The 17,822-nt window shown below is 68.2% G+C and carries 18 protein-coding genes; 10 read left to right on the top strand and 8 right to left on the bottom strand.

What is annotated here, in order from left to right; translation table 11 throughout:
- Window positions 1-53: 53 nt before the first annotated feature.
- Entirely contained in the window at window positions 54-1,748 is a 1,695-nt protein-coding gene (locus ABZS43_RS26620) for a PfkB family carbohydrate kinase (RefSeq protein WP_355038696.1), read from the bottom strand.
- Window positions 1,749-2,109: 361 nt separating this feature from the next.
- On the opposite strand from ABZS43_RS26620, the gene ABZS43_RS26625 reads away from it, so the two are divergent.
- Window positions 2,110-2,445, top strand: coding sequence for a hypothetical protein (locus tag ABZS43_RS26625; protein WP_355038697.1), 336 nt, complete (start codon window positions 2,110-2,112; stop codon window positions 2,443-2,445).
- Window positions 2,446-2,456: 11 nt separating this feature from the next.
- Here the strand turns inward: ABZS43_RS26625 and ABZS43_RS26630 are convergent, their stop codons facing one another.
- The 3 genes from ABZS43_RS26630 to ABZS43_RS26640 are packed head-to-tail and all read right to left on the bottom strand — an operon-like array spanning window position 2,457 to window position 4,846.
- The gene (locus tag ABZS43_RS26630) at window positions 2,457-3,527 is read right to left on the bottom strand and encodes a quinone-dependent dihydroorotate dehydrogenase (protein ID WP_355038757.1); all 1,071 of its coding nucleotides are present in this window, start codon (window positions 3,525-3,527) and stop codon (window positions 2,457-2,459) included.
- 8 nt (window positions 3,528-3,535) lie between these two features.
- Window positions 3,536-3,784: a DUF5703 family protein gene (locus ABZS43_RS26635; RefSeq protein WP_355038698.1), complete on the bottom strand. Its 249-nt coding sequence runs from the start codon at window positions 3,782-3,784 to the stop codon at window positions 3,536-3,538.
- On the bottom strand, window positions 3,785-4,846 hold the full coding sequence (locus ABZS43_RS26640) for a hypothetical protein (RefSeq protein WP_355038699.1): 1,062 nt from the start codon (window positions 4,844-4,846) through the stop codon (window positions 3,785-3,787).
- 156 nt (window positions 4,847-5,002) lie between these two features.
- On the opposite strand from ABZS43_RS26640, the gene ABZS43_RS26645 reads away from it, so the two are divergent.
- From ABZS43_RS26645 to ABZS43_RS26660, 4 genes are read left to right on the top strand one after another with little or no spacing between them, the layout of a single operon-like run.
- Window positions 5,003-5,359 (top strand): hypothetical protein, encoded by a 357-nt coding sequence (locus ABZS43_RS26645; RefSeq protein ID WP_355038700.1) that lies wholly within the window; start codon window positions 5,003-5,005, stop codon window positions 5,357-5,359.
- A 6-nt stretch (window positions 5,360-5,365) separates the two neighbouring features.
- Window positions 5,366-5,893: a hypothetical protein gene (locus tag ABZS43_RS26650; RefSeq protein ID WP_355038701.1), complete on the top strand. Its 528-nt coding sequence runs from the start codon at window positions 5,366-5,368 to the stop codon at window positions 5,891-5,893.
- A 9-nt stretch (window positions 5,894-5,902) separates the two neighbouring features.
- Entirely contained in the window at window positions 5,903-8,041 is a 2,139-nt protein-coding gene (locus tag ABZS43_RS26655; protein ID WP_355038702.1) for an MMPL family transporter, read from the top strand.
- An 11-nt stretch (window positions 8,042-8,052) separates the two neighbouring features.
- Window positions 8,053-8,445, top strand: coding sequence for a YrdB family protein (locus tag ABZS43_RS26660; protein ID WP_355038703.1), 393 nt, complete (start codon window positions 8,053-8,055; stop codon window positions 8,443-8,445).
- Between the two features lie 26 nt (window positions 8,446-8,471).
- On the opposite strand, the gene ABZS43_RS26665 is transcribed toward ABZS43_RS26660, so the two are convergent.
- Genes ABZS43_RS26665 through ABZS43_RS26680 form a run of 4 tightly spaced genes read right to left on the bottom strand, consistent with a single transcriptional unit; the run spans window position 8,472 to window position 12,578 of the window.
- Entirely contained in the window at window positions 8,472-9,326 is an 855-nt protein-coding gene (locus ABZS43_RS26665) for a heme ABC transporter ATP-binding protein (RefSeq protein WP_355038704.1), read from the bottom strand.
- Window positions 9,323-10,510 (bottom strand): iron ABC transporter permease, encoded by a 1,188-nt coding sequence (locus tag ABZS43_RS26670; protein ID WP_355038705.1) that lies wholly within the window; start codon window positions 10,508-10,510, stop codon window positions 9,323-9,325. Before ABZS43_RS26670 ends, ABZS43_RS26665 begins: the two co-directional genes overlap by 4 nt.
- Complete coding sequence (locus ABZS43_RS26675) at window positions 10,507-11,583, bottom strand: ABC transporter substrate-binding protein (protein WP_355038706.1); 1,077 nt, start codon at window positions 11,581-11,583, stop codon at window positions 10,507-10,509. Before ABZS43_RS26675 ends, ABZS43_RS26670 begins: the two co-directional genes overlap by 4 nt.
- 20 nt (window positions 11,584-11,603) lie before the next feature.
- Window positions 11,604-12,578, bottom strand: a complete 975-nt coding sequence (locus ABZS43_RS26680) for an aldo/keto reductase (protein ID WP_355038707.1) — start codon at window positions 12,576-12,578, stop codon at window positions 11,604-11,606.
- A gap of 448 nt (window positions 12,579-13,026) precedes the next feature.
- Between ABZS43_RS26680 and ABZS43_RS26685 the strand changes: the two genes are divergently transcribed.
- The 5 genes from ABZS43_RS26685 to mshC all read left to right on the top strand — a co-directional run bounded on the left by ABZS43_RS26685 (window position 13,027) and on the right by mshC (window position 17,789).
- Entirely contained in the window at window positions 13,027-13,974 is a 948-nt protein-coding gene (locus ABZS43_RS26685; RefSeq protein ID WP_355038708.1) for an undecaprenyl-diphosphate phosphatase, read from the top strand.
- A gap of 52 nt (window positions 13,975-14,026) precedes the next feature.
- Window positions 14,027-14,773, top strand: a complete 747-nt coding sequence (locus tag ABZS43_RS26690; RefSeq protein WP_355038709.1) for a histidine phosphatase family protein — start codon at window positions 14,027-14,029, stop codon at window positions 14,771-14,773.
- 83 nt (window positions 14,774-14,856) lie between these two features.
- A complete protein-coding gene (locus ABZS43_RS26695) occupies window positions 14,857-15,441 on the top strand; it encodes a DUF3090 domain-containing protein (RefSeq protein ID WP_109525945.1) in 585 nt (194 codons plus the stop codon).
- A 37-nt stretch (window positions 15,442-15,478) separates the two neighbouring features.
- Window positions 15,479-16,285, top strand: a complete 807-nt coding sequence (locus ABZS43_RS26700; protein WP_355038758.1) for an SCO1664 family protein — start codon at window positions 15,479-15,481, stop codon at window positions 16,283-16,285.
- Window positions 16,286-16,553: 268 nt separating this feature from the next.
- Complete coding sequence (mshC, locus tag ABZS43_RS26705; protein ID WP_355038710.1) at window positions 16,554-17,789, top strand: cysteine--1-D-myo-inosityl 2-amino-2-deoxy-alpha-D-glucopyranoside ligase; 1,236 nt, start codon at window positions 16,554-16,556, stop codon at window positions 17,787-17,789.
- Window positions 17,790-17,822 lie beyond the last annotated feature (33 nt).

The following is a 17,822-nucleotide window of genomic DNA, read 5'->3' on the forward strand; positions in this document are numbered from 1 at the left end:
AAGGCTATGCGTCACTGCCTCCGGTGCTGTGAACTCCCGCTTCAGGATAGGTGTCACTGGTGAACGTCGCCCGCCAGCCTGACGATCGCGTCGACCTGACTCCGCTCCGGCATGGTGCTCGCCGCAGGGCCCAGTTTCTGTGTCGGGATCATCGCCGCGGTCGCCCAGATGACATCCTCGCGCCGCAACGGTCCGTCCGAGACGACGATGCGATAGGCCAGTGCCGCGGCGAAAGCGGCGGTGGCGCCCGGGGCTCGTTTCAGCGCCCCACGGAAATGCGAGATGTCGAGGGTGACCTCATCCGACCAGACCGCACAGTGGAATTCGTCGATAGCGCAGACGGCACGCACCCCGAGTCCGCGCAGACGCCGCGCACTGTCCTTGCTCGTCGCCGACGGCTGGTCGGGAAGCATTCTGCGCAGTTCGGTCGGCGTCGCGACAATGTAGTCGACCGCGTCGAGGTAGCGGTAGAAATCCTGCGGCACAGCGACGGTCGGCGTCGGGCACAGGATTACCTGCGGTGTGGGCCGCATCTGTCGAGCCAGGGCGAGCGCCCGCTCCGTGACACCGCGTGGATGCTCGAACGTCAGCAGCACCACATCCGATGCCTTCATGACGGCGACGGCGGCCGAGGTCTCGACATCCTCCACCGCCAGTGTGCTCCGATCATCGCGGCACCCGATCAGCAGGGTGTCGCCGCTGGCGTTCATGATGACGGCGGTTTTCGATGTCGACCCGTCCCGCGCCACCTTGACCAGATCCCGGTGCACGCCCTCGTGCGCCAGATAGTCGAGGATCTTCTGGCCGCTGTCGTCATCGCCGACTACGGAGAGCAGGTGCACGTCCAATCCGAGCCGTGCCGCGGCCACCGCGCGATTGAGACCTTTCCCGCCGGGGTGCTCGACGTATTCGGCCGAGGTCGGCGTCTCGATGGAAGGAAATCGGTCGACGCGGTAGATATCGTCGATGACGGTGTCCCCGATGACAGTGATCCGACCAGGGCGTGCTGTCGAATCTGGCAGCGACACCAGTATTTTGCCGCTCGACGCGGCCGGTGCGATGACGTGACCCGTGCCCGTCGCCAGCAGGTTCGCCAGTGCGGTGAACGTGTCGCTCTCGGTCGTGGTCCGAAGGCGTTTGACCGTCGGGGCGGCGGGGATAGCTTCGGCGTGTAATGCCTCGTGCAGCGGCAGCCACTGCTGGACGAGGTATTCGCGGCGCGTGCCGAGTCTGTCGGCATACAGCTGATCGAGATCGATTCCCCCGGGGGGATTTTCACGGAAATGCCCGAGCGACAGGGTGGCGTCGGCGATCAGCAGATCGGTCGGCGGCAATCTTCGCGCCATATCGCGCACCACCGGAAGCATGGAGTCGCCCGGCGACAATCCCGTTCGATGTGCGTGCTCGCGAACAACCGTCAGTTCCAGCAGCGGGCCGACGTCGATTTCGGTGCTGCCGAGGCGTTCCGGCTTCAGACCGTAGTACGTGCACAGACGCGTGAGAATATCGCGAATCATCACGGTACGGGCGTCCTGCGGGGCCATGCGCGCGATCCGCCTTCCTGGGATTCGGCCGATATGCGCCTGCCCCCACGATATTCCGCGTAAGGGGGCTAGGCCACACCTTTTCCGGCAAACCCCCACGTAGCGCGGGCAATTGCCGGTCGCCGTCGCGGCAACTGCCCTAATTTCGGTGGCGTCGCATCGTCGCAGCAGACACACTGGAAGGCAGGCGATTACGTCGTCCACCAGTCAGGGAGGATCTGGTGATCACCGTGATGCCCAGCGTATCGAGCCTCGCCGGCGCAGGCGGGCCCGGAGCGCGGGGAATCACGATTCGGTCTGCGTCCGAACACGCGGCCCGGATGCTCGACGAGGACATTCGTGGCCGCCGACGTGACCGGTGGCATGCCGCCGGAGACACACTCACGCACCCGCGGGGACGGTTTCCGCGAGACCGTCAGCACCCAGGTATTCCGGCACTCACCGATGCGCGGTTCGTCGGACGATGCCGGCCGACCAGCACATCCCCCGAGCAGTCCCTGCTCAGCTGTAGCACCCGAAGGCAGCGATGAACGTACACACCACCACACGAACGATGATCAGTGACGTGACACCCGAATCGGCGCACCGGACAACGGATTCGGACGAGGAGGTCTGGCGGTTGAGCTGGCTGCCGGATCGCCCGCTCACCCGGCAGCAGGCACTGGCCGGAATGGAAATGGACGAAATGCTCAGCGATCCGGACCGGGTGAACGATCCCGGCGTGCACGCCGCCGTCGACACCCGTGCCGCCGCGCTCGGTCTCTCGGCCGAACAGGTGGTGATCCTGCTGGCGACGCGAATACTGGCGCGCATGATGGAGGACGCGCCGTCCAGGGGCCGGGCTCCCGGGGGGCCGAGGATGTCGCGCCATGTGATCGAGCCGCCGCGGGTACTCGGGTAGGTGGATCAGACTCAGGCCGTGTACTCCGCGCCGACCGCCTGCGCGATCGAGGTGAATCCCCGGGCGCGCAGGCGTTCGGCGAGTCCGCGGTGGATTGTGCGGGTCCAGAAGAGGCCGCCGTAGATGAAACCGGTGTAGCCCTGCAGCAGGGTGGCCCCGGCCAGGATTCGCTCGAACGCCTGGTCGGGGGTTTCGATACCGCCGACCGACACCAGGACCACGCGATCGCCGACGCGGCGATAGAGGCGCCGCAGCACCTCGAGGGAGCGGTCGGCGATGGGCGCGCCGGACAGGCCCCCCAGCCCCATGGCGGCGACCTCGGCGGGATCGGTGCGCAGTCCGTCGCGGCGGATGGTGGTGTTGGTGGCGACGATGCCCGCGAGTCCGAGTTCTACGGCGAGGTCGGCGACGGCGTCGATATCGTCGTCGGACAGGTCGGGGGCGATCTTGACCAGGACCGGGACCCGGACCTGGTCGAGCACGGCCTGCAGGACGGGCCGCAGGGATTCGACGGCCTGTAGATCGCGCAACCCGGGCGTATTGGGCGAGCTCACGTTCACCACGACGAAATCGGCCAGGGGACCGAGCAGCGCCGCGCTCGTCGCGTAATCGGCGGCCGCGTCGGCGGCTTCGACGATTTTGGTCTTGCCGATATTGGCGCCGATCGGCACGGCACTGGAACGCGCGATCAACTGCCGCGCGGCACGCGCCGCACCGTGGTTGTTGAAACCCATCCGGTTGATGAGGGCGTGATCGGCGGGCAGGCGGAACAGGCGCGGCGCCGGATTGCCCGGTTGAGCCTGTGCTGTCACGGTGCCGATCTCGGCGAAACCCCAGCCGAGCGGGCCCCACACGTCGACGCCGTCGGCGTTCTTGTCGAAACCGGCGGCAAGGCCCAACGGCGCGGGGAACTCGACGCCGAACGCGGTATTGCGCAGGATCGGGTCATCGGACACCAACAACTTGTTCAACACCCAGCGTGTGGGCGCGAAACGCGCTGCCAGGCGCATCGCGGCGAAGACGAGATGATGGATCCGCTCCGGCGGAACCAGGAACATCAAGCGAAGCACCAGTGCGTACATCGGCCGCGTCACATCCCCGGTTCCGACTGGGGTAGCAGCGTAGATTTTCGACGGCGCAACAGCACCCGACGACTGCCGTCGGTGTAGGCGCGGACCCGGGACAGTTCCCAGCCGCCGAATTCGGCCTGGATAGCCAGACGCATCGACGCGGTGACCCGGTTCACGTCCTTGGGTAGTCGCAGCGGCACGTACTCGTAATCGTCGCTGGTGGTTTCCCAGCTCGCCGGTAGTGCCCCGCGGGAGGTGTTCGGCGCCATCTACTGCCCTCTCTTCCGCTCGTCCGCGGGAATCCGCTGCAGACCGTCCCCGGTCGCGGATCCGACGAACAGATCACCGGTGCGTTCATCGATGGTCACCGAATCGGGTTGGCGCACGGTGGGAAACCGGCCCACTTCCTTCGGTATCCCCGTCGACAGATCGAATCCGACGACTTCGTTGCTCTGCGTGCACGTCACCCACACGGTCTCGGACCGTCGATCGTAGGCGAGCGCGTAAGGCGACGATCCTACCGGGAAACGCTGACGCAGTACGAGAGGTCCGGTCGTATAGACCAGGAGTTCGCCGCCCGCGGTGTCGGCCACGATGACTCGGCCGAAGTGGTCGGCGATCATATCGGTCGCACCGTCGCCCGCGCGCAGAGCGAGGCCGAGCCGGTCCCGCGACGGGTCGATCTCGGTGAGCGAAGTCTGGCGCCGGTCGAGCACGGCGATGTGGTCGGGAGTGGTCGCGAGGACGTCGGCGGAGACCAGACCGGATACGGTCCGTACCACCTCGCCGGTGGCGGTGACGGTGCGGACCTTCCCATCGGAGGTGCCGACGACAAACGTGCCGTCGGGGCGGTATCGCACCGACCTGGCGTCACCGTCGACGGGGATCTCGGTGCTCACCCCGGTCGCGAGATCGACGCGCAGGATCCGATCGCGCGCGGGGAGCAGGACTTCACCCGGCTTGCCCTGGACCAGCGCGGTGGCGGGCGCGGGCAGCGGAAGCGTCTTCACGGCGGGATCGGGCGCTCCGGCCGGATCGCGGCGCTGGAATGTCGCGGGATCGAGCACGAAGAGCACGGTGGCGGCGGGGCTGCTCGCGTCGAGCGCCACCAGCTGCCCGGTACCCGATTCCGCCAGCAGCGCACCGATGGGATTCGCGAGTCTCGCGACCTCGCCCGCGGGTGCGGCGGTCGTCGCGGGGGCGACCGCCGCGACGGCGGGATCTCGGGTCGGAACGTCGGGTGTGCCGTTATCGGAGGAGCATCCGGTCGTCAGCAACGCGAGCACCACCGCGCCAACGAGCGCACAGGGGACCGAGCCGCGAGGGCGCATCCACCGAACTCCTAACTACCGAGGTGACAGCACGACGTCACCATCTGACCATGTCGGGGTGACAACGGGGCAGACGGGGGTCCGCCGCGGGCATGGAATGTCGGTGGCGCGGGTTACCTTAGTGTTGAAACAATGTCCGACACAGGGAGCCGCGGTGTGAAGTCCGACCGACGATCGGGATTCGCCATAGACGACGTCACCGTCGGTCCGTACGCCCACGGATTCGGCACGACGGCGGACGGCAGGCCGTACGCGTTTCGCACCGTCAGAGCCACGCTCCTGCTCGAGATCTACCGGGCGGATCTCGATTCCGATGTGCCGGGCCCTGAGGACGTGGTCGCGGTGGCGCGGGTGCGGGTCACCGACGTCGATCTCGGCGACGAACGCAGTGTGGTCGCACTGGTCCGGGATATGATTCCGGACGCCGCGCCGGTCGGGACCGTCGTGGATCGGGACGTCACGACCGTGCGGGCCCTGCTGGGGCGGATCAGTTCCGTCATAGATGGTATCTAGGAAGTGATGCGACCCACACGACTTGCCCGAACCCTCCTCGCCCTCGTCGGCGTCCTCGCGGTGGCTTCGGCCTGCGATTCGAGTTCGGACGAGGCGTCCGTCGACGCCGCGCGTTCGCGCGCCAACGAATCGCTGTCCTCCTCGGTAGCGGCGTCGTCGAGTGCCGCGAACCGTCCGCTGCCGTCGGCCGCCGAACTCGACGCGCAGATCAAGCGGGCGCTGGATCCGGCGCTGCCCGATAGCGAGCGCACCGATCTGATCGAGGACGGCAACGTCTTCAAAGACGCCATCCCCGACATGTACAAGGCGCTGCAGGACAATCCGCGGGCCATCTACGGCGTGACCGATCCGGTGTTCGACAACCGCGACGGCACCCTGACCGCGACCATGCGCCTGGACAAGGACGGCAGCGGCACCGTCATCCGCACCACGGTGGTGCACTTCGTGCTGATCGACGGCAAGTGGAAGATCTCCAGGACAGATCTGTGCGGCATCCTACGATCCGCCGATTACCGCACCCCCGCCTGCGGATAGCCGATCGTGGTGAATCTGCGGGTTCGGTCCCGATCGCACCCCGCGTCGTCGCCGGGGCCGGATTCGAAATCCCTGCGCTGGGGGTATCTCGTCTACCGGAACCGTTACCTGGTACTCGGTATCTTCGTGCTGATGGTGCTGCTCTCGGGCTGGTATGGACGTGATCTCGCCGGTCGGCTCACGCAGGAGGGCTGGTTCGACGAGAGCAGCGAATCGGTGGCCGCGTCGAAGATCGCCGACGACACCTTCGGCCGCGATACCGACAGCGACCTGATCCTGCTCTACACCGCGCCCGAAGGAGCCACGGTCGATGATCCCGAGGTCCGCTCGGCGGTGACCGGGGCACTGGGGCAGTTGCTCGCCCGGTATCCGGACCGAATCCTGAAAATCGACAGCTATTGGGACAGCCCGTTCGCCGCCAATGCCACCGACGCCTCGCGTGCCCACGCCTTCGCGAGCGTGGGGTTGCGGGGTGAAGGCACCGCGACCGTCGAGAATTACGCGGCGATCAAGGACGACCTCGGGGCCGGGGGGCAGGGGAGGGGACCGGGCGGCACGACCGTGCAGACAGCTGGGCTGCAACCGATCCTCGCCGGATTGAACACCGGGATGCAGGACGATATCCACCGCGCCGAACTGATCGCGTTGCCGCTGGTGGCGATCCTGCTGTATTTCGTCTTCGGCGGGATGGTCGGCGCGCTGCTCCCGGTGCTGATCGGCGGCATGACCATTCTCGGCACGGCGGGCATCATGCGGGTGCTCACCGGGATCATCGATGTGAACGTGTTCGCCAGCACGGTCATGACCCTGGTCAGTCTCGGTCTCGCGATCGACTACGGATTGTTCACGGTGACCAGGTTCCGCGAAGAACTCGCCGCGGGACGCACCGTGGAGGAGGCGACCGCGCGCACCGTGGCCACGGCCGGGCGCACCGTGATGTTCTCCGCCGCGATCATCGCCATCAGCCTCGCCGCGCTGTTCATCTTCCCGAACGGTGTGCTGCGGTCGGTGCCCTACGGCGGTATCAGTTCCGTTCTGCTCGCCGCGTTGCTTTCGGTGACAGCGCTGCCCGCCGCGCTCGGCGTCGCCGGTCACCGTATCGACTTCCTCGGCTGGAAGCGGTTCTCCCGGAGCAAGACCGAGGCGCAGATCGACGCGGGATTCTTCTCCCGGCTCGCGCGCTGGGCGATGCGCCGGCCGTTGGCGGTGACGATTCCGATCGTGCTCGCGCTGCTCGCCCTCGCGATTCCGTTCCGGCATATCGAATTCGGCGGCATCAGCGAAAAGTATCTCGCCGCCGAGAATCCGGCCAGGGTCGCGCAGGAACGGTTCGACGACCTGTTCCCGAGTTTCCGCACCGAACCGTTGAAACTCGTCGTGGTCGGCGCGAATCCGCAGCAGCTCAGTGATATCCGGTACGAGGCCAACCAGGTGCCCGGCCTCACCGGTCGCTTCGAACCCAGCGCGCCGACCAAGGACGGCGTGAATGTGCTCAATGCCGGACTCGGCGACAAACGCGACGCCGACCGGGTGATCGACGCATTGCGCGCGATACCCGAACCGCCGGGAGTGCGGGTCATGGTCGCCGGGGTGCCCGCGTTGGAACGCGACAGTATCAACGGACTGCTCGAAGGGCTGCCGCTGCTCGTCGCGCTGCTCGCCGCCGCGGCGCTGCTGCTGATGTACGCGGCGTTCCGCTCGATCATCTTGGCGCTCAAGGCAGTCGCGATGAGCGGGTTGAGTCTGGTCGCGACCCTCGGGGTGCTCACCTGGATCTTCGTGGAGGGGCACGGCGCCGGGATCTTCCACTTCACTCCCGGTCCGTTGATGTTCGCGGTGCTCGCGCTGATCGTGACGGTGGTCTTCGGATTGTCCACCGATTACGAGGTCTTCCTGCTGTCGCGGGTCGCCGAGGCCAGAGCGGGCGGCGCGGACCCACCCGAGGCGATCCGCTACGGCATCGCCCACACCGGCGGTGTGATCACTTCTGCCGCAGCGATTCTCATCGTGGTCACCGGTGCGTTCGGGTTCTCGGACCTCGTGCTGATGAAGTACATCGCCTATGGCATGATCGCCGCGCTGATCCTCGACGCCACGGTGATCCGCATGCTGCTGACCCCGGCGGTGCTCAAACTGATCTGGCGCTGAGGAGATCTGCCGTGCGAATCACCAAGGGCGCCACCCTGTTGCTGATGTTCCTGCTCGAACTCGGGGTGATCGTCGGCGCCGCGGTGTGGGGTTTCACGTTGGAGGGCTCGGTGGTGCTGCGGATCGTCGCCGGAGTGGTCGCGCCGCTGCTGTTCATCATGATGTGGGCGCTGTTCGGGGCCGCCCGCGACGCCGCTTTCCGGCTGCGTGGGCCCTGGCGAATCGCCTTGGAGGTCATCTGGTTCGGCGGTGGAGCGCTCACCTGGGCGGTCGCGGTGTCGGCGGTGGCGGGAGTGGTCTTCTTCGCCCTGTGGGCGGTCGACGCGCTGGCGCGATACGCGTTGGCCGGGAGCCTGATGTTGGAGATCGGATCCGGCGATCGATCCCGCGCCGAGCTGTCCTGACCCACCGGCAACTCGAGCGGGAATGGTCAGCGGCGGACGGGGAGGACCAGTTGCGCGCCCGTCACGGGATGGTCGAGAACTTCCACCGGATGTTCGTACACGCGGGTGAGCAGTTCTGTGGTGAAGACCTCGCGCGGCGGGCCGTCGGCGGCGACGCGGCCGGATTCGAGAATGGCGACGCGGTCCGCGTAGGCGGCGGCGATACCGAGATCGTGCAGGACCACGACGACGGCCGCCCCCGCGGCGGCCCGGGACGTGGCGAGGCGTAGCACCGACTCCTGGTGGCCGAGATCGAGCGCGGCGGTCGGTTCGTCGAGCAACAGCGTCGCGGTGTCCTGCGCGAGCACCCTGGCGAGCGCGACGCGGGCACGTTCACCACCGGAGAGTGTCGGAAACGAACGGCCCGCGAGATGCCGCACGTCGGCGGCGGCCAGCGCGGCGTCGATCCGTTCGTCGTCGTGCTCGCCGCGTTCGGTGCGCGCCCACGGTGCGCGGCCCATCGCCACGACCTCGCGGGCGGTGAACGGGAATCCGACGGTATGACTCTGTGGCAGCACCGCGCGCCTGCGGGCCATATCCAGCGGGGTCCAGTCATCGAGACGGCGACCGTCGAGTTCCACGGTTCCCTCGGTCGGCGTCAACTCGCCGGCGAGCGCGGCGAGCAAGGTCGACTTACCCGCCCCATTGGGCCCGACCAAGGCCACCACCTGCCCGGCGACCACCTCGAAGTCGACGGTGTCGAGCACCCGGCGGGCGCGGGAGGCGCCGCGCCGGTCGATGCTCAACCCGGTGGACCGCAGCGTCACCGCCCCCGGAGCCGGCATCGACGGCATCGCGTGCACCCGTCGCAACGCGGCCCCGAGACCCCGCAATCCGCTCATGCCCAGCCTCCCGCGCGGGCCCGGGTCCGGCGCAGCAGCCAGAAGAAGAAGGGGCCGCCGATGAGGGAGGTCAACATGCCCAGCGGCATATCCGCGTTGTCCACCAGGGAGCGGGCCGCCACATCGGCGGCGAGCAGAACGACCGCGCCGAGGATGGCGCTCAACGGGATGAGTACCCGGTGCCCCGGACCGACGAGCATCCGCACCAGATGCGGCACGATCAGACCCACGAACAGGATGATGCCGGTGAAGGCGACACCCGCCGTGGTCAGGACCGCCACGATGACGATCGCATTGCGGCGCAGCCGTTCCACATCCACGCCGAGGTGGCGAGCCGCCGATTCCCCGAGGGCGAGCAGATCGAGCCGCGGCGCGATGACGATCGCGGCGGCCACCCCGACGAAGGCGATCGGCGCGACCACGCCAACGGCCTGCCAGGTAGCGCCGTTGAGACTGCCCAACTGCCAGAACACGATCTGATCGCGCGCCGCGGGGGTCGCGACGAACAGCAGCAACGCGATGAGTCCACCCGCGAAGGCGTTGATCGCGACGCCGGTGAGGACCAGGGTCACCACCTCGGTACGTCCACCGGATCGCGACAGCGCGTAGACCAGCGCGGTGGTGATCAATCCGGCGACGAAGGCCGCCGCCGCCACCGACCAGGCCGCGACGAACGCGCCGCCGACCACGATGACCGTGCCCGCGCCGACCGCGGCTCCGGCCGACACCCCGATCACGCCGGGTTCGGCCAGCGGGTTGGCGAATACGCCCTGCAGCAGCGCTCCCGCGGTGGCCAACGCCGCGCCCACCAGCATCGCGAGGATCACACGGGGGAACCGGACTTCCCACAGCGTGACCTCGCCCGCGGGATGTGCCGGCATCGGGCCCCAGTCGAGTCCGATGCGATGCAGCATGCTGCCTGCCACTTCGAGGGGTGCTGTCGGAACCTGACCGATCGCCGCCGACGCCAGCGCGAGCAGTACCAGGGTGGTCGCCGTGACGGCGAAGGCGATGGTGGTGCGTGATCGACGCACCGGCCCTGTGCCGCTGTCGGCCGCGGGGGGTGGCGTCGGCCGCGTCGCGGTGTCCAGGTCGCCCGGCGCGGAGCCGTCGAGTTGCGCGCCGGGACCGGCATCAGGCGCCGATGTCGACGAATCGGATCGCGCTGAAGCGGATTCGATCATGCGGGCCGGGGGCCGTAGACGGCGTCGCTGAGCGCGGATATGACGCGGCCGGTGTTCGGACCGAAACTGAGCAGCACCGTGTCGGACATGTCGACCACCCGCTTGGTGCGACCGGCCGGGGTCTGCGCGACGCCGGGAACCTTCTCGAGTCCGTCGACCCCGCCGACCGAGGTCAAGCCGTCCGACATCACCAGCAGGACCTCGGGTGCGGCGCTGATCATCGCTTCGGAGGTGATCGTGGTGAACGGTTCCTTCAGGCCGGCGGCGGTGCCCGCGTCTTTCGCGCCGAGGGCGGCGATCAAGGCGTCGGCGCCCGATCCGGGTCCGGCGATCAGCGCGATGGCGGTGGTGCGCAGGTAGAGGAAGGCGATGCTGAGCGGTTTCTCCTGCTCGGGCACCGCGGCGCTCGCCGCGGCGATCTCGTCGGTCGTGCGCTGGGCGAGCGCCTGTCCGGCCGCGGGCACACCGAGCGCGTCCGCCACCTCCTCGATCTGCGGGACGACGCCTGCCATGGTGCGTTGCGGATCGAAGTAGACGACGGTGACACCTGCCGCCCTGAGCTGCTCACGGACCGCGGGCGCCGCGCTCGTGGTGTCGGTGAGGAATACCGAGGGACGCAGCGCCAGAATGGATTCCACATTCAGTGAGCCGCTGCCGCCGGTGACGTTCGGCACCTGCCGCACGGCGGGGAAGGTGCCTCCGGTGCTGCGGCCGACGAGTTTGCGTCCGAGGCCGAGCGCCCACACCGTTTGCGCGAGGGTTCCGTAGCGGTCCGCGGCGATGATGCGGTCCGCGGAGTTCACGGTGACGTCGGCGCCGTCGAAGGACCGCACCGTGCTCGGCAGCACAGGCGTCGGCTCGGGACCGATCGGCACCGGATCCAGATTCGGGATGACGGCGGTGGTTGGTCCGGCCTGCCCGGAATTCACCGCACCGCCCTCGGTGCCGCAGGCCGCCGAGCCGATGAGCAGTATCAGCGCGAGCACGGCGATCACCGGTCGCGACCAGCCTGATCGGGCGCGGTGACTTCCTCGCGCCGGGACGAAGGAATCGCCGGGACTCGCACTGCTCATGTAGGTAAGCCTAATCCGCGTCATTCCGCGCGTGCGCTGACGTCATCGAGCGCGGCCGCGATGGCCCTCGGCAGTTCGAGGGTCTCGGCGGCCATCACCCCGGTCAGCTGGCCGATATCGCGGGCGCCGACGAACATGCTCGCGATACCGTCGCGGTCCCGGATCCAGGCCAGTGCCACGGCCAGCGGTGAGGTGCCGAGGCCGTCCGCGGCGGTGACCAGCGCGTCGACCACCCTGGTGGCGCGATCGTCGAGCCGATGCCGGATCTCGGCGGCGGTGGCCTCGTCCGCGCCCCGCGAATCGGCGGGAACGCCGTCGCGATATTTGCCGGTGAGGATGCCGCCCGACAGCGGCGCCGTCGCGATCACCCCGACACCGTGGTGCCGGGCGGCGGGGACGAAATCGTCCTCCGCCTCGCGCGCCAGCAGCGAGTACGCCGTCTGGGCGACCACGACCGGTGCGATGGCGGCCAGACTGGCCAACTGCCACGCGCCGAATCCGCTGACGCCCGCGTAGCGGACGCGTCCCGACCGCACGGCGTAGTCGATGGTCGCCGCGATCTCGTCGAGCGGCGTGCGTGGATCCCAGGCGGCGACAGTCCAGATGTCGAGATAGTCGGTGCCCAGTTCGAGCAGGGTCCGGTCGAGTTGACGTAGCAGGGTGCGCCGCGAGGCGTCCACCGTAGGACGCGCGGGTTCGGGGGTCGGCACCCCGGATTCCACCAACGGCGGGTCCACCCGCGCCACCACCCCGGCGCTGCCGCTGAGGACGAGTTCGTCACGGGCGACGAGATCGCCCAGCAGATCGGCGAGAATCCGCTGCGCGCCGCCACCGGCGTAGACGGGGGAGGTATCGACCAGGGTGCCGCCCGCCTCCGCGAACGCGACCAGTTGTCCGGCGGCGTCGTCGGAATCGGTCTGCGAACCCCAGGTGTGGGTCGCCAGTCCGATCCGGGACACCCGTAGGCCGCTGCGACCGACCGTCCGCTGTTCCATCACCGTGTCCGCGCATTCGTCACGGCGCCAAGAGTAATGCGCGGCGCACGCCGAAGTTCGTCTCCTGCCGCGCGGCAGGCCGGGCGAACCGGAGCACGCGCAAGGATGCGGTATCGAACCATGCTGTGATCAGCGGTTTCACCTCGACGGCGCGCGGTACGACGACCGGTCGGCCGCCTTGCCGCAGCGGTACCCGACGGCGCGCGCGTCGGCCGCCGTGTCGTCGGGATGCGAGGACATTCGCCCGCGCGGGATGCGAGGACACGCCCGGGCGTCGTATGTGTGACACCAGCCTGTACTGTCGCTGCGGGATTGCGGCGGTGCTCATGCCGATGCGATCACATGAAGGACCAATTGCCCACTCGGAACAGATATTTCGGGCACCAGGTAGAACGGGTGCGAGGCGGGCCGCGATCGGCGGCCCGCACCGCGTGGAACGGAGGAGCCAGTGGGCGAGTCGATGACCTGGATACAGGCGCTGATATTGGGTCTGGTGCAGGGCCTCACCGAATTCCTCCCGGTCTCCTCGTCGGCGCATCTACGGATCGTGTCCGCGGTGTTCTTCGGTGACGACGCGGGCGCGTCCTTCACCGCGGTCACACAGCTCGGGACCGAAGCCGCGGTCCTGGTGTATTTCGCCAAGGACATCGCGCGTATCGTCCGCGCCTGGTTCACCACGGTGGCATCGCGGCTGCGGGAACGATCGGGGCAGACCGTGCCGCTGTCGGAGCAGCCCACGCGGAAACTGCCCGTGATCACCGGCGATTACGCGGCCGATTTCCGCAACGACGAGGATTCGCAACGCGAACTCGACTACCGCGTCGGCTGGTACGTCATCATCGCGACCATTCCGATCGGCGTCATCGGATTCCTGTTCAAGGATCAGATCCGCACCGGGGCGCGCAATCTGTGGCTGGTGTCGTTCATGCTCATCGCCTTCGCGCTGGTCATCGCCGCCGCCGAATACTACGGTCGCAAGATCCGTCCGATCGAGCAGTTGACCACCCGCGACGGACTCGTCATGGGTCTCGCCCAATGCCTCGCGCTCGTGCCCGGTGTGTCCCGGTCCGGCGCGACCTCATCGGCTGGCCTGTTCCTCGGGTTGGAACGTGAAGCGGCGGTGCGGTTCTCGTTCCTGCTCGCGATTCCCGCGGTGACCGCGTCCGGCCTGTTCAGCCTGCCGGACGCCTTCGAACCCGCGGGTGAGGGACTCAACGCGAGCGGTCCGCAGCTGTTCGTCGCGACCCTCGTGGCGTTCGCGGTGGGGTACGCGTCGGTGGCGTGGCTGCTGAAGTTCGTGGCTCACTACTCGCTGAACTGGTTCGGCGTCTATCGGATTCTGCTCGGCCTGGTCGTCATGGGTCTGCTGGCGGGCGGGGTGGTGTCGGCGACGTGAGCACCGCCACGGCGACCCGCCCCCGCTCGGCCGCGCCGATTAGGCTGTACCGATGACGGTGATCCTGTTGCGACACGGCGTGTCGACCTCGAACACCGCCCGCACTCTCGCAGGTCGCAGCGCCGGAGTCGAACTGACCGATCGCGGCGCCGAGCAGGCCCGCGCTGTCGCCGAGCGCCTCGCGCAGCTGCCGATCGAGTACATCGTGCACTCCCCGCTGTTGCGCTGTCAGCGAACAGTCGGGCCGCTCGCCGAGAAGTTCGGGCTGGAACCGGAGTACGACGACCAGCTCATCGAAGTCGACTACGGGGATTGGACCGGGCAGCCGATCGCGGACCTGCTCACCGAACCGCTGTGGAAGGTCGTGCAGCAACACGCCTCCGGCGCGGTGTTCCCCAATGGCGAGGGACTGGCGCAGGTGCAGTCCCGCGCGGTGGCCGCGATCCGCGCCCGCGAGCGTGCCTACGCCGAGAAACACGGGCGTGACGTGCTGTGGGTGGCCTGTACGCACGGCGACGTGATCAAGTCCGTGCTCGCCGACGCCTTCGGAATCCATCTCGACGGATTCCAGCGCATCGTGGTCGAACCCGCGTCCATCAGCGTGATCCGCTACACGCCGACCGCGCCGTACGTGTGGCGGCTCAACGACACCGGATCGGATCTGAGCGCGCTGGCTCCCTCCGAACGGCACGGCGCGTCGACATCCACCGCGACGGCACCCACCGCGACGAGTGGTCCGGTTCCCGGCGGCGAGATAGGCGGCGGCTCCGGTGCGGATAATGGGAATGCGGAGCAGTGAGAATCCTTGTAAACGAATGAGTGGCGTGTGGGTTCACCGGGCGCCGTGGGTAGTCGATCAGGGTCACGTATCAGGAGGTGCAGATGGCACGAGAAATCCATGTATTTCGCACCCCCGATCGTTTCGTCGCCGGGACCGTCGGTGAGCCGGGCGATCGCGCGTTCTATCTCCAAGCCGTGCAGGAGCCGCGGGTGGTGAGTGTGCTGCTGGAAAAGCAGCAGGTGAAGGTGCTCGCCGACCGTATGGGTCTGCTCTTGGACGAGGTCGCGCGCCGTTTCGGCGCCACGGTGCCGCCGCAAGCGGAGGACGTCAGTGACGTCGACCCGTTGGTCACGCCGATAGACGCCGAATTCCGGGTCGGCACCATGGGCCTGGGCTGGGATGCCGACGCGGGCGCCGTGGTGGTCGAACTGCTCGCCATCACCGAGACCGAGGTCGACGAATCGGTGGTGCTCGATGACACCGAAGAGGGGCCGGACGCGGTGCGGGTCTTCCTGACGCCGATACAGGCGCGTGAATTCGCCCTGCGTTCCACCCGCGTGATCGCGGCCGGACGTCCGCCGTGCCCGCTGTGCGGTGAGCCGCTCTCGTCGCGGGGCCATATGTGTGTGCGCACCAACGGGTACAAACGCGGCGAGATCTTCGGCACGGCCGAACTAGAGGAGTAAGTGCGTGGCCGTCGGGCATGAGCGGGGAGAGGGCGCCATGGACGGGGCGCGGCTGCGCACCGGGGATATGACGGTGATCGGGCGCGTCGACGTCGCCAGTAACGTCACCCTGGTCTGCGATATCGAGGACGGATCCGACTCCGCCGACCTCGCGCTACGCGTGGTGTACAAACCGGTGCGCGGTGAGCGCCCGCTGTGGGACTTTCCCGACGGCACTCTGGCCGGTCGTGAGGTGGCGTCCTACCTGATCTCCGACGCGCTCGGCTGGGGCGTCATCCCGGAGACGATCCTGCGTGACGGTCCGTACGGCCCCGGAATGGTGCAGCGCTGGATCGAATCCGCCGACAATCACACCGATCGTGGCAACCGGCGCGACCTGGTCGACCTGTGCGAGCCGGGCGCGGTCCCCGAAGGTTTCACCGAAGTGCTGCGTGCCCTCGACCCCGCGGGTAACGAAGTCTGCCTGATCCACGCCGACGACCCGCGACTACAGCGGATGGCGGTTCTGGACGTGCTGCTCAACAACGCCGATCGCAAGGGCGGCCACGCGCTCGAAGGGCGTGACGGACAGGTGTACGGGGTCGACCACGGTATCTGCCTGCACACCGAGGACAAATTGCGCACCGTGCTGTGGGGCTGGGCGGGCCGTGCCGTGCCGGACGGACTGATCGCCGATATCGAGACCTTCGCGAAGATCCTGCCGGGGGCCGTGGCGGATTCGCTGTCGCCGCATATCACCGATGCCGAAATCGATGCCCTCCTCGGACGGACCGAGGATTTGCTGGAACATCGCACAATGCCGTTCCCGCACACCTCACGTCCGATACCCTGGCCCGCGTTCTGAGCCGTGGCGCAGGTCACTCCCCGGCGGGGTTGCGGGCGGGCGGGGTCTGCGGCAGGTTGATGGAATCCGCTTCGCGTCCAGCGGGTTTCGGCGGGTCGGCCGACCGTTCGCCGCGGGCGTCGCGATCTTCGGTTCGTCGGGACCGCAACGGTTGACATTGCGGAAACACCGCATTCACGCAGGTCCGCACGGGCGCTTCCGGTGCGGTGCGCGATGTCCGGACCGGGGCGGCAGGCGATGAGCGCGACCGGACCTTTACCCTCGAACCATGCAGTCCTGGTCCGATACCGCCCTACCGACCGTTCCCGGAACAGGGCCGCCGTTGCGGTTGTACGACACCGCCGACCGGCAGGTTCGTCCGGTCGCCCCGGGTCCGACAGCCACCATGTACGTCTGCGGGATCACACCCTACGACGCCACCCATCTCGGACACGCGGCCACCTATCTCACCTTCGATCTGGTCAACCGCGTGTGGCGCGACGCCGGTCACGACGTGCACTACGTGCAGAACGTGACCGACGTGGATGATCCGCTGTTCGAGCGCGCCGCCCGAGACGGCATCGACTGGCGGGAATTGGGCACCCGCGAGATCAACCTGTTCCGCGAGGATATGACCGCGCTGCGGATCGTCCCGCCGCGCGACTACATCGGCGCCGTCGAATCGGTGGACGAGGTCGTCGAGTTGGTGGAGAAGTTGCTCGTCGCCGGAGCCGCCTACGTCGTCGACGACGAGTACTCCGATATCTACTTCCGCGTGGATGCCAACGAGCAGTTCGGTTACGAGTCGGGTTACGACCGGGCCACCATGGAACGGCTGTTCGCCGAGCGCGGCGGCGACCCCGATCGCCCCGGCAAACGTGACACCATCGACGCCCTGCTGTGGCGTGCCGCCCGCCCGGGTGAGCCGTCGTGGCCCGCCCCGTTCGGCGCCGGCAGGCCCGGTTGGCATATCGAATGCGCGGCGATCGCCCTCAATCGTGTCGGCGCCGGATTCGATATCCAGGGCGGCGGCAGCGATCTGATCTACCCGCACCACGAATACTCGGCCGCCCACGCCGAAGCGCTGGAGACGGGACGCCGCTTCGCCCGGCATTACGTGCACGCCGGACTCATCGGGCTCGACGGCGAGAAGATGTCGAAGTCCAAGGGCAATCTGGTGTTCGTCTCGAAGCTGCGTCGCGCGGGCACCGATCCGAACGCGATCCGCCTCGGCCTGCTCGCTGGCCATTACCGCCAGGACCGGATGTGGACCGACGAGGTTCTCGCCGAGGCCGAGCGCAGGTTCGACCTGTGGTGTCGGGCTACCGCACTACCATCCGGACCCGCCGCCGACGATACCGTCGCCCGGCTGCGCCAACACCTCGCCGACGATCTGGACACTCCGAAGGCGCTTGCCGCCGTGGACAACTGGGCCGAGCAGGCGCTCCACTACGGTGGCCCCGATACCGCCGCGCCGCGACTGATCGCCACGGCGGTGGATGCCCTGCTCGGCATCCGGCGCTGACCCTGGCAGGCTCCGCAGCCGTCGTGGTGTGAG

This window comes from Nocardia sp. NPDC005366, from assembly GCF_040606855.1.
Classification (GTDB): domain Bacteria; phylum Actinomycetota; class Actinomycetes; order Mycobacteriales; family Mycobacteriaceae; genus Nocardia.

What these genes read in the sequence shown, in the direction of transcription:
- ABZS43_RS26630 (WP_355038757.1), bottom strand. Translation starts at nt 3,527, where the DNA reads ATGTACGCACTGGTGCTTCGCTTGATGTTCCTGGTTCCGCCGGAGCGG.
- ABZS43_RS26635 (WP_355038698.1), bottom strand. Translation starts at nt 3,784, where the DNA reads ATGGCGCCGAACACCTCCCGCGGGGCACTACCGGCGAGCTGGGAAACC.
- ABZS43_RS26640 (WP_355038699.1), bottom strand. Translation starts at nt 4,846, where the DNA reads ATGCGCCCTCGCGGCTCGGTCCCCTGTGCGCTCGTTGGCGCGGTGGTG.
- ABZS43_RS26650 (WP_355038701.1), top strand. Translation starts at nt 5,366, where the DNA reads ATGCGACCCACACGACTTGCCCGAACCCTCCTCGCCCTCGTCGGCGTC.
- ABZS43_RS26665 (WP_355038704.1), bottom strand. Translation starts at nt 9,326, where the DNA reads ATGAGCGGATTGCGGGGTCTCGGGGCCGCGTTGCGACGGGTGCACGCG.
- ABZS43_RS26670 (WP_355038705.1), bottom strand. Translation starts at nt 10,510, where the DNA reads ATGATCGAATCCGCTTCAGCGCGATCCGATTCGTCGACATCGGCGCCT.
- ABZS43_RS26675 (WP_355038706.1), bottom strand. Translation starts at nt 11,583, where the DNA reads ATGAGCAGTGCGAGTCCCGGCGATTCCTTCGTCCCGGCGCGAGGAAGT.
- ABZS43_RS26680 (WP_355038707.1), bottom strand. Translation starts at nt 12,578, where the DNA reads ATGGAACAGCGGACGGTCGGTCGCAGCGGCCTACGGGTGTCCCGGATC.
- ABZS43_RS26690 (WP_355038709.1), top strand. Translation starts at nt 14,027, where the DNA reads ATGACGGTGATCCTGTTGCGACACGGCGTGTCGACCTCGAACACCGCC.
- ABZS43_RS26695 (WP_109525945.1), top strand. Translation starts at nt 14,857, where the DNA reads ATGGCACGAGAAATCCATGTATTTCGCACCCCCGATCGTTTCGTCGCC.
- ABZS43_RS26700 (WP_355038758.1), top strand. Translation starts at nt 15,479, where the DNA reads ATGGACGGGGCGCGGCTGCGCACCGGGGATATGACGGTGATCGGGCGC.
- mshC (WP_355038710.1), top strand. Translation starts at nt 16,554, where the DNA reads ATGCAGTCCTGGTCCGATACCGCCCTACCGACCGTTCCCGGAACAGGG.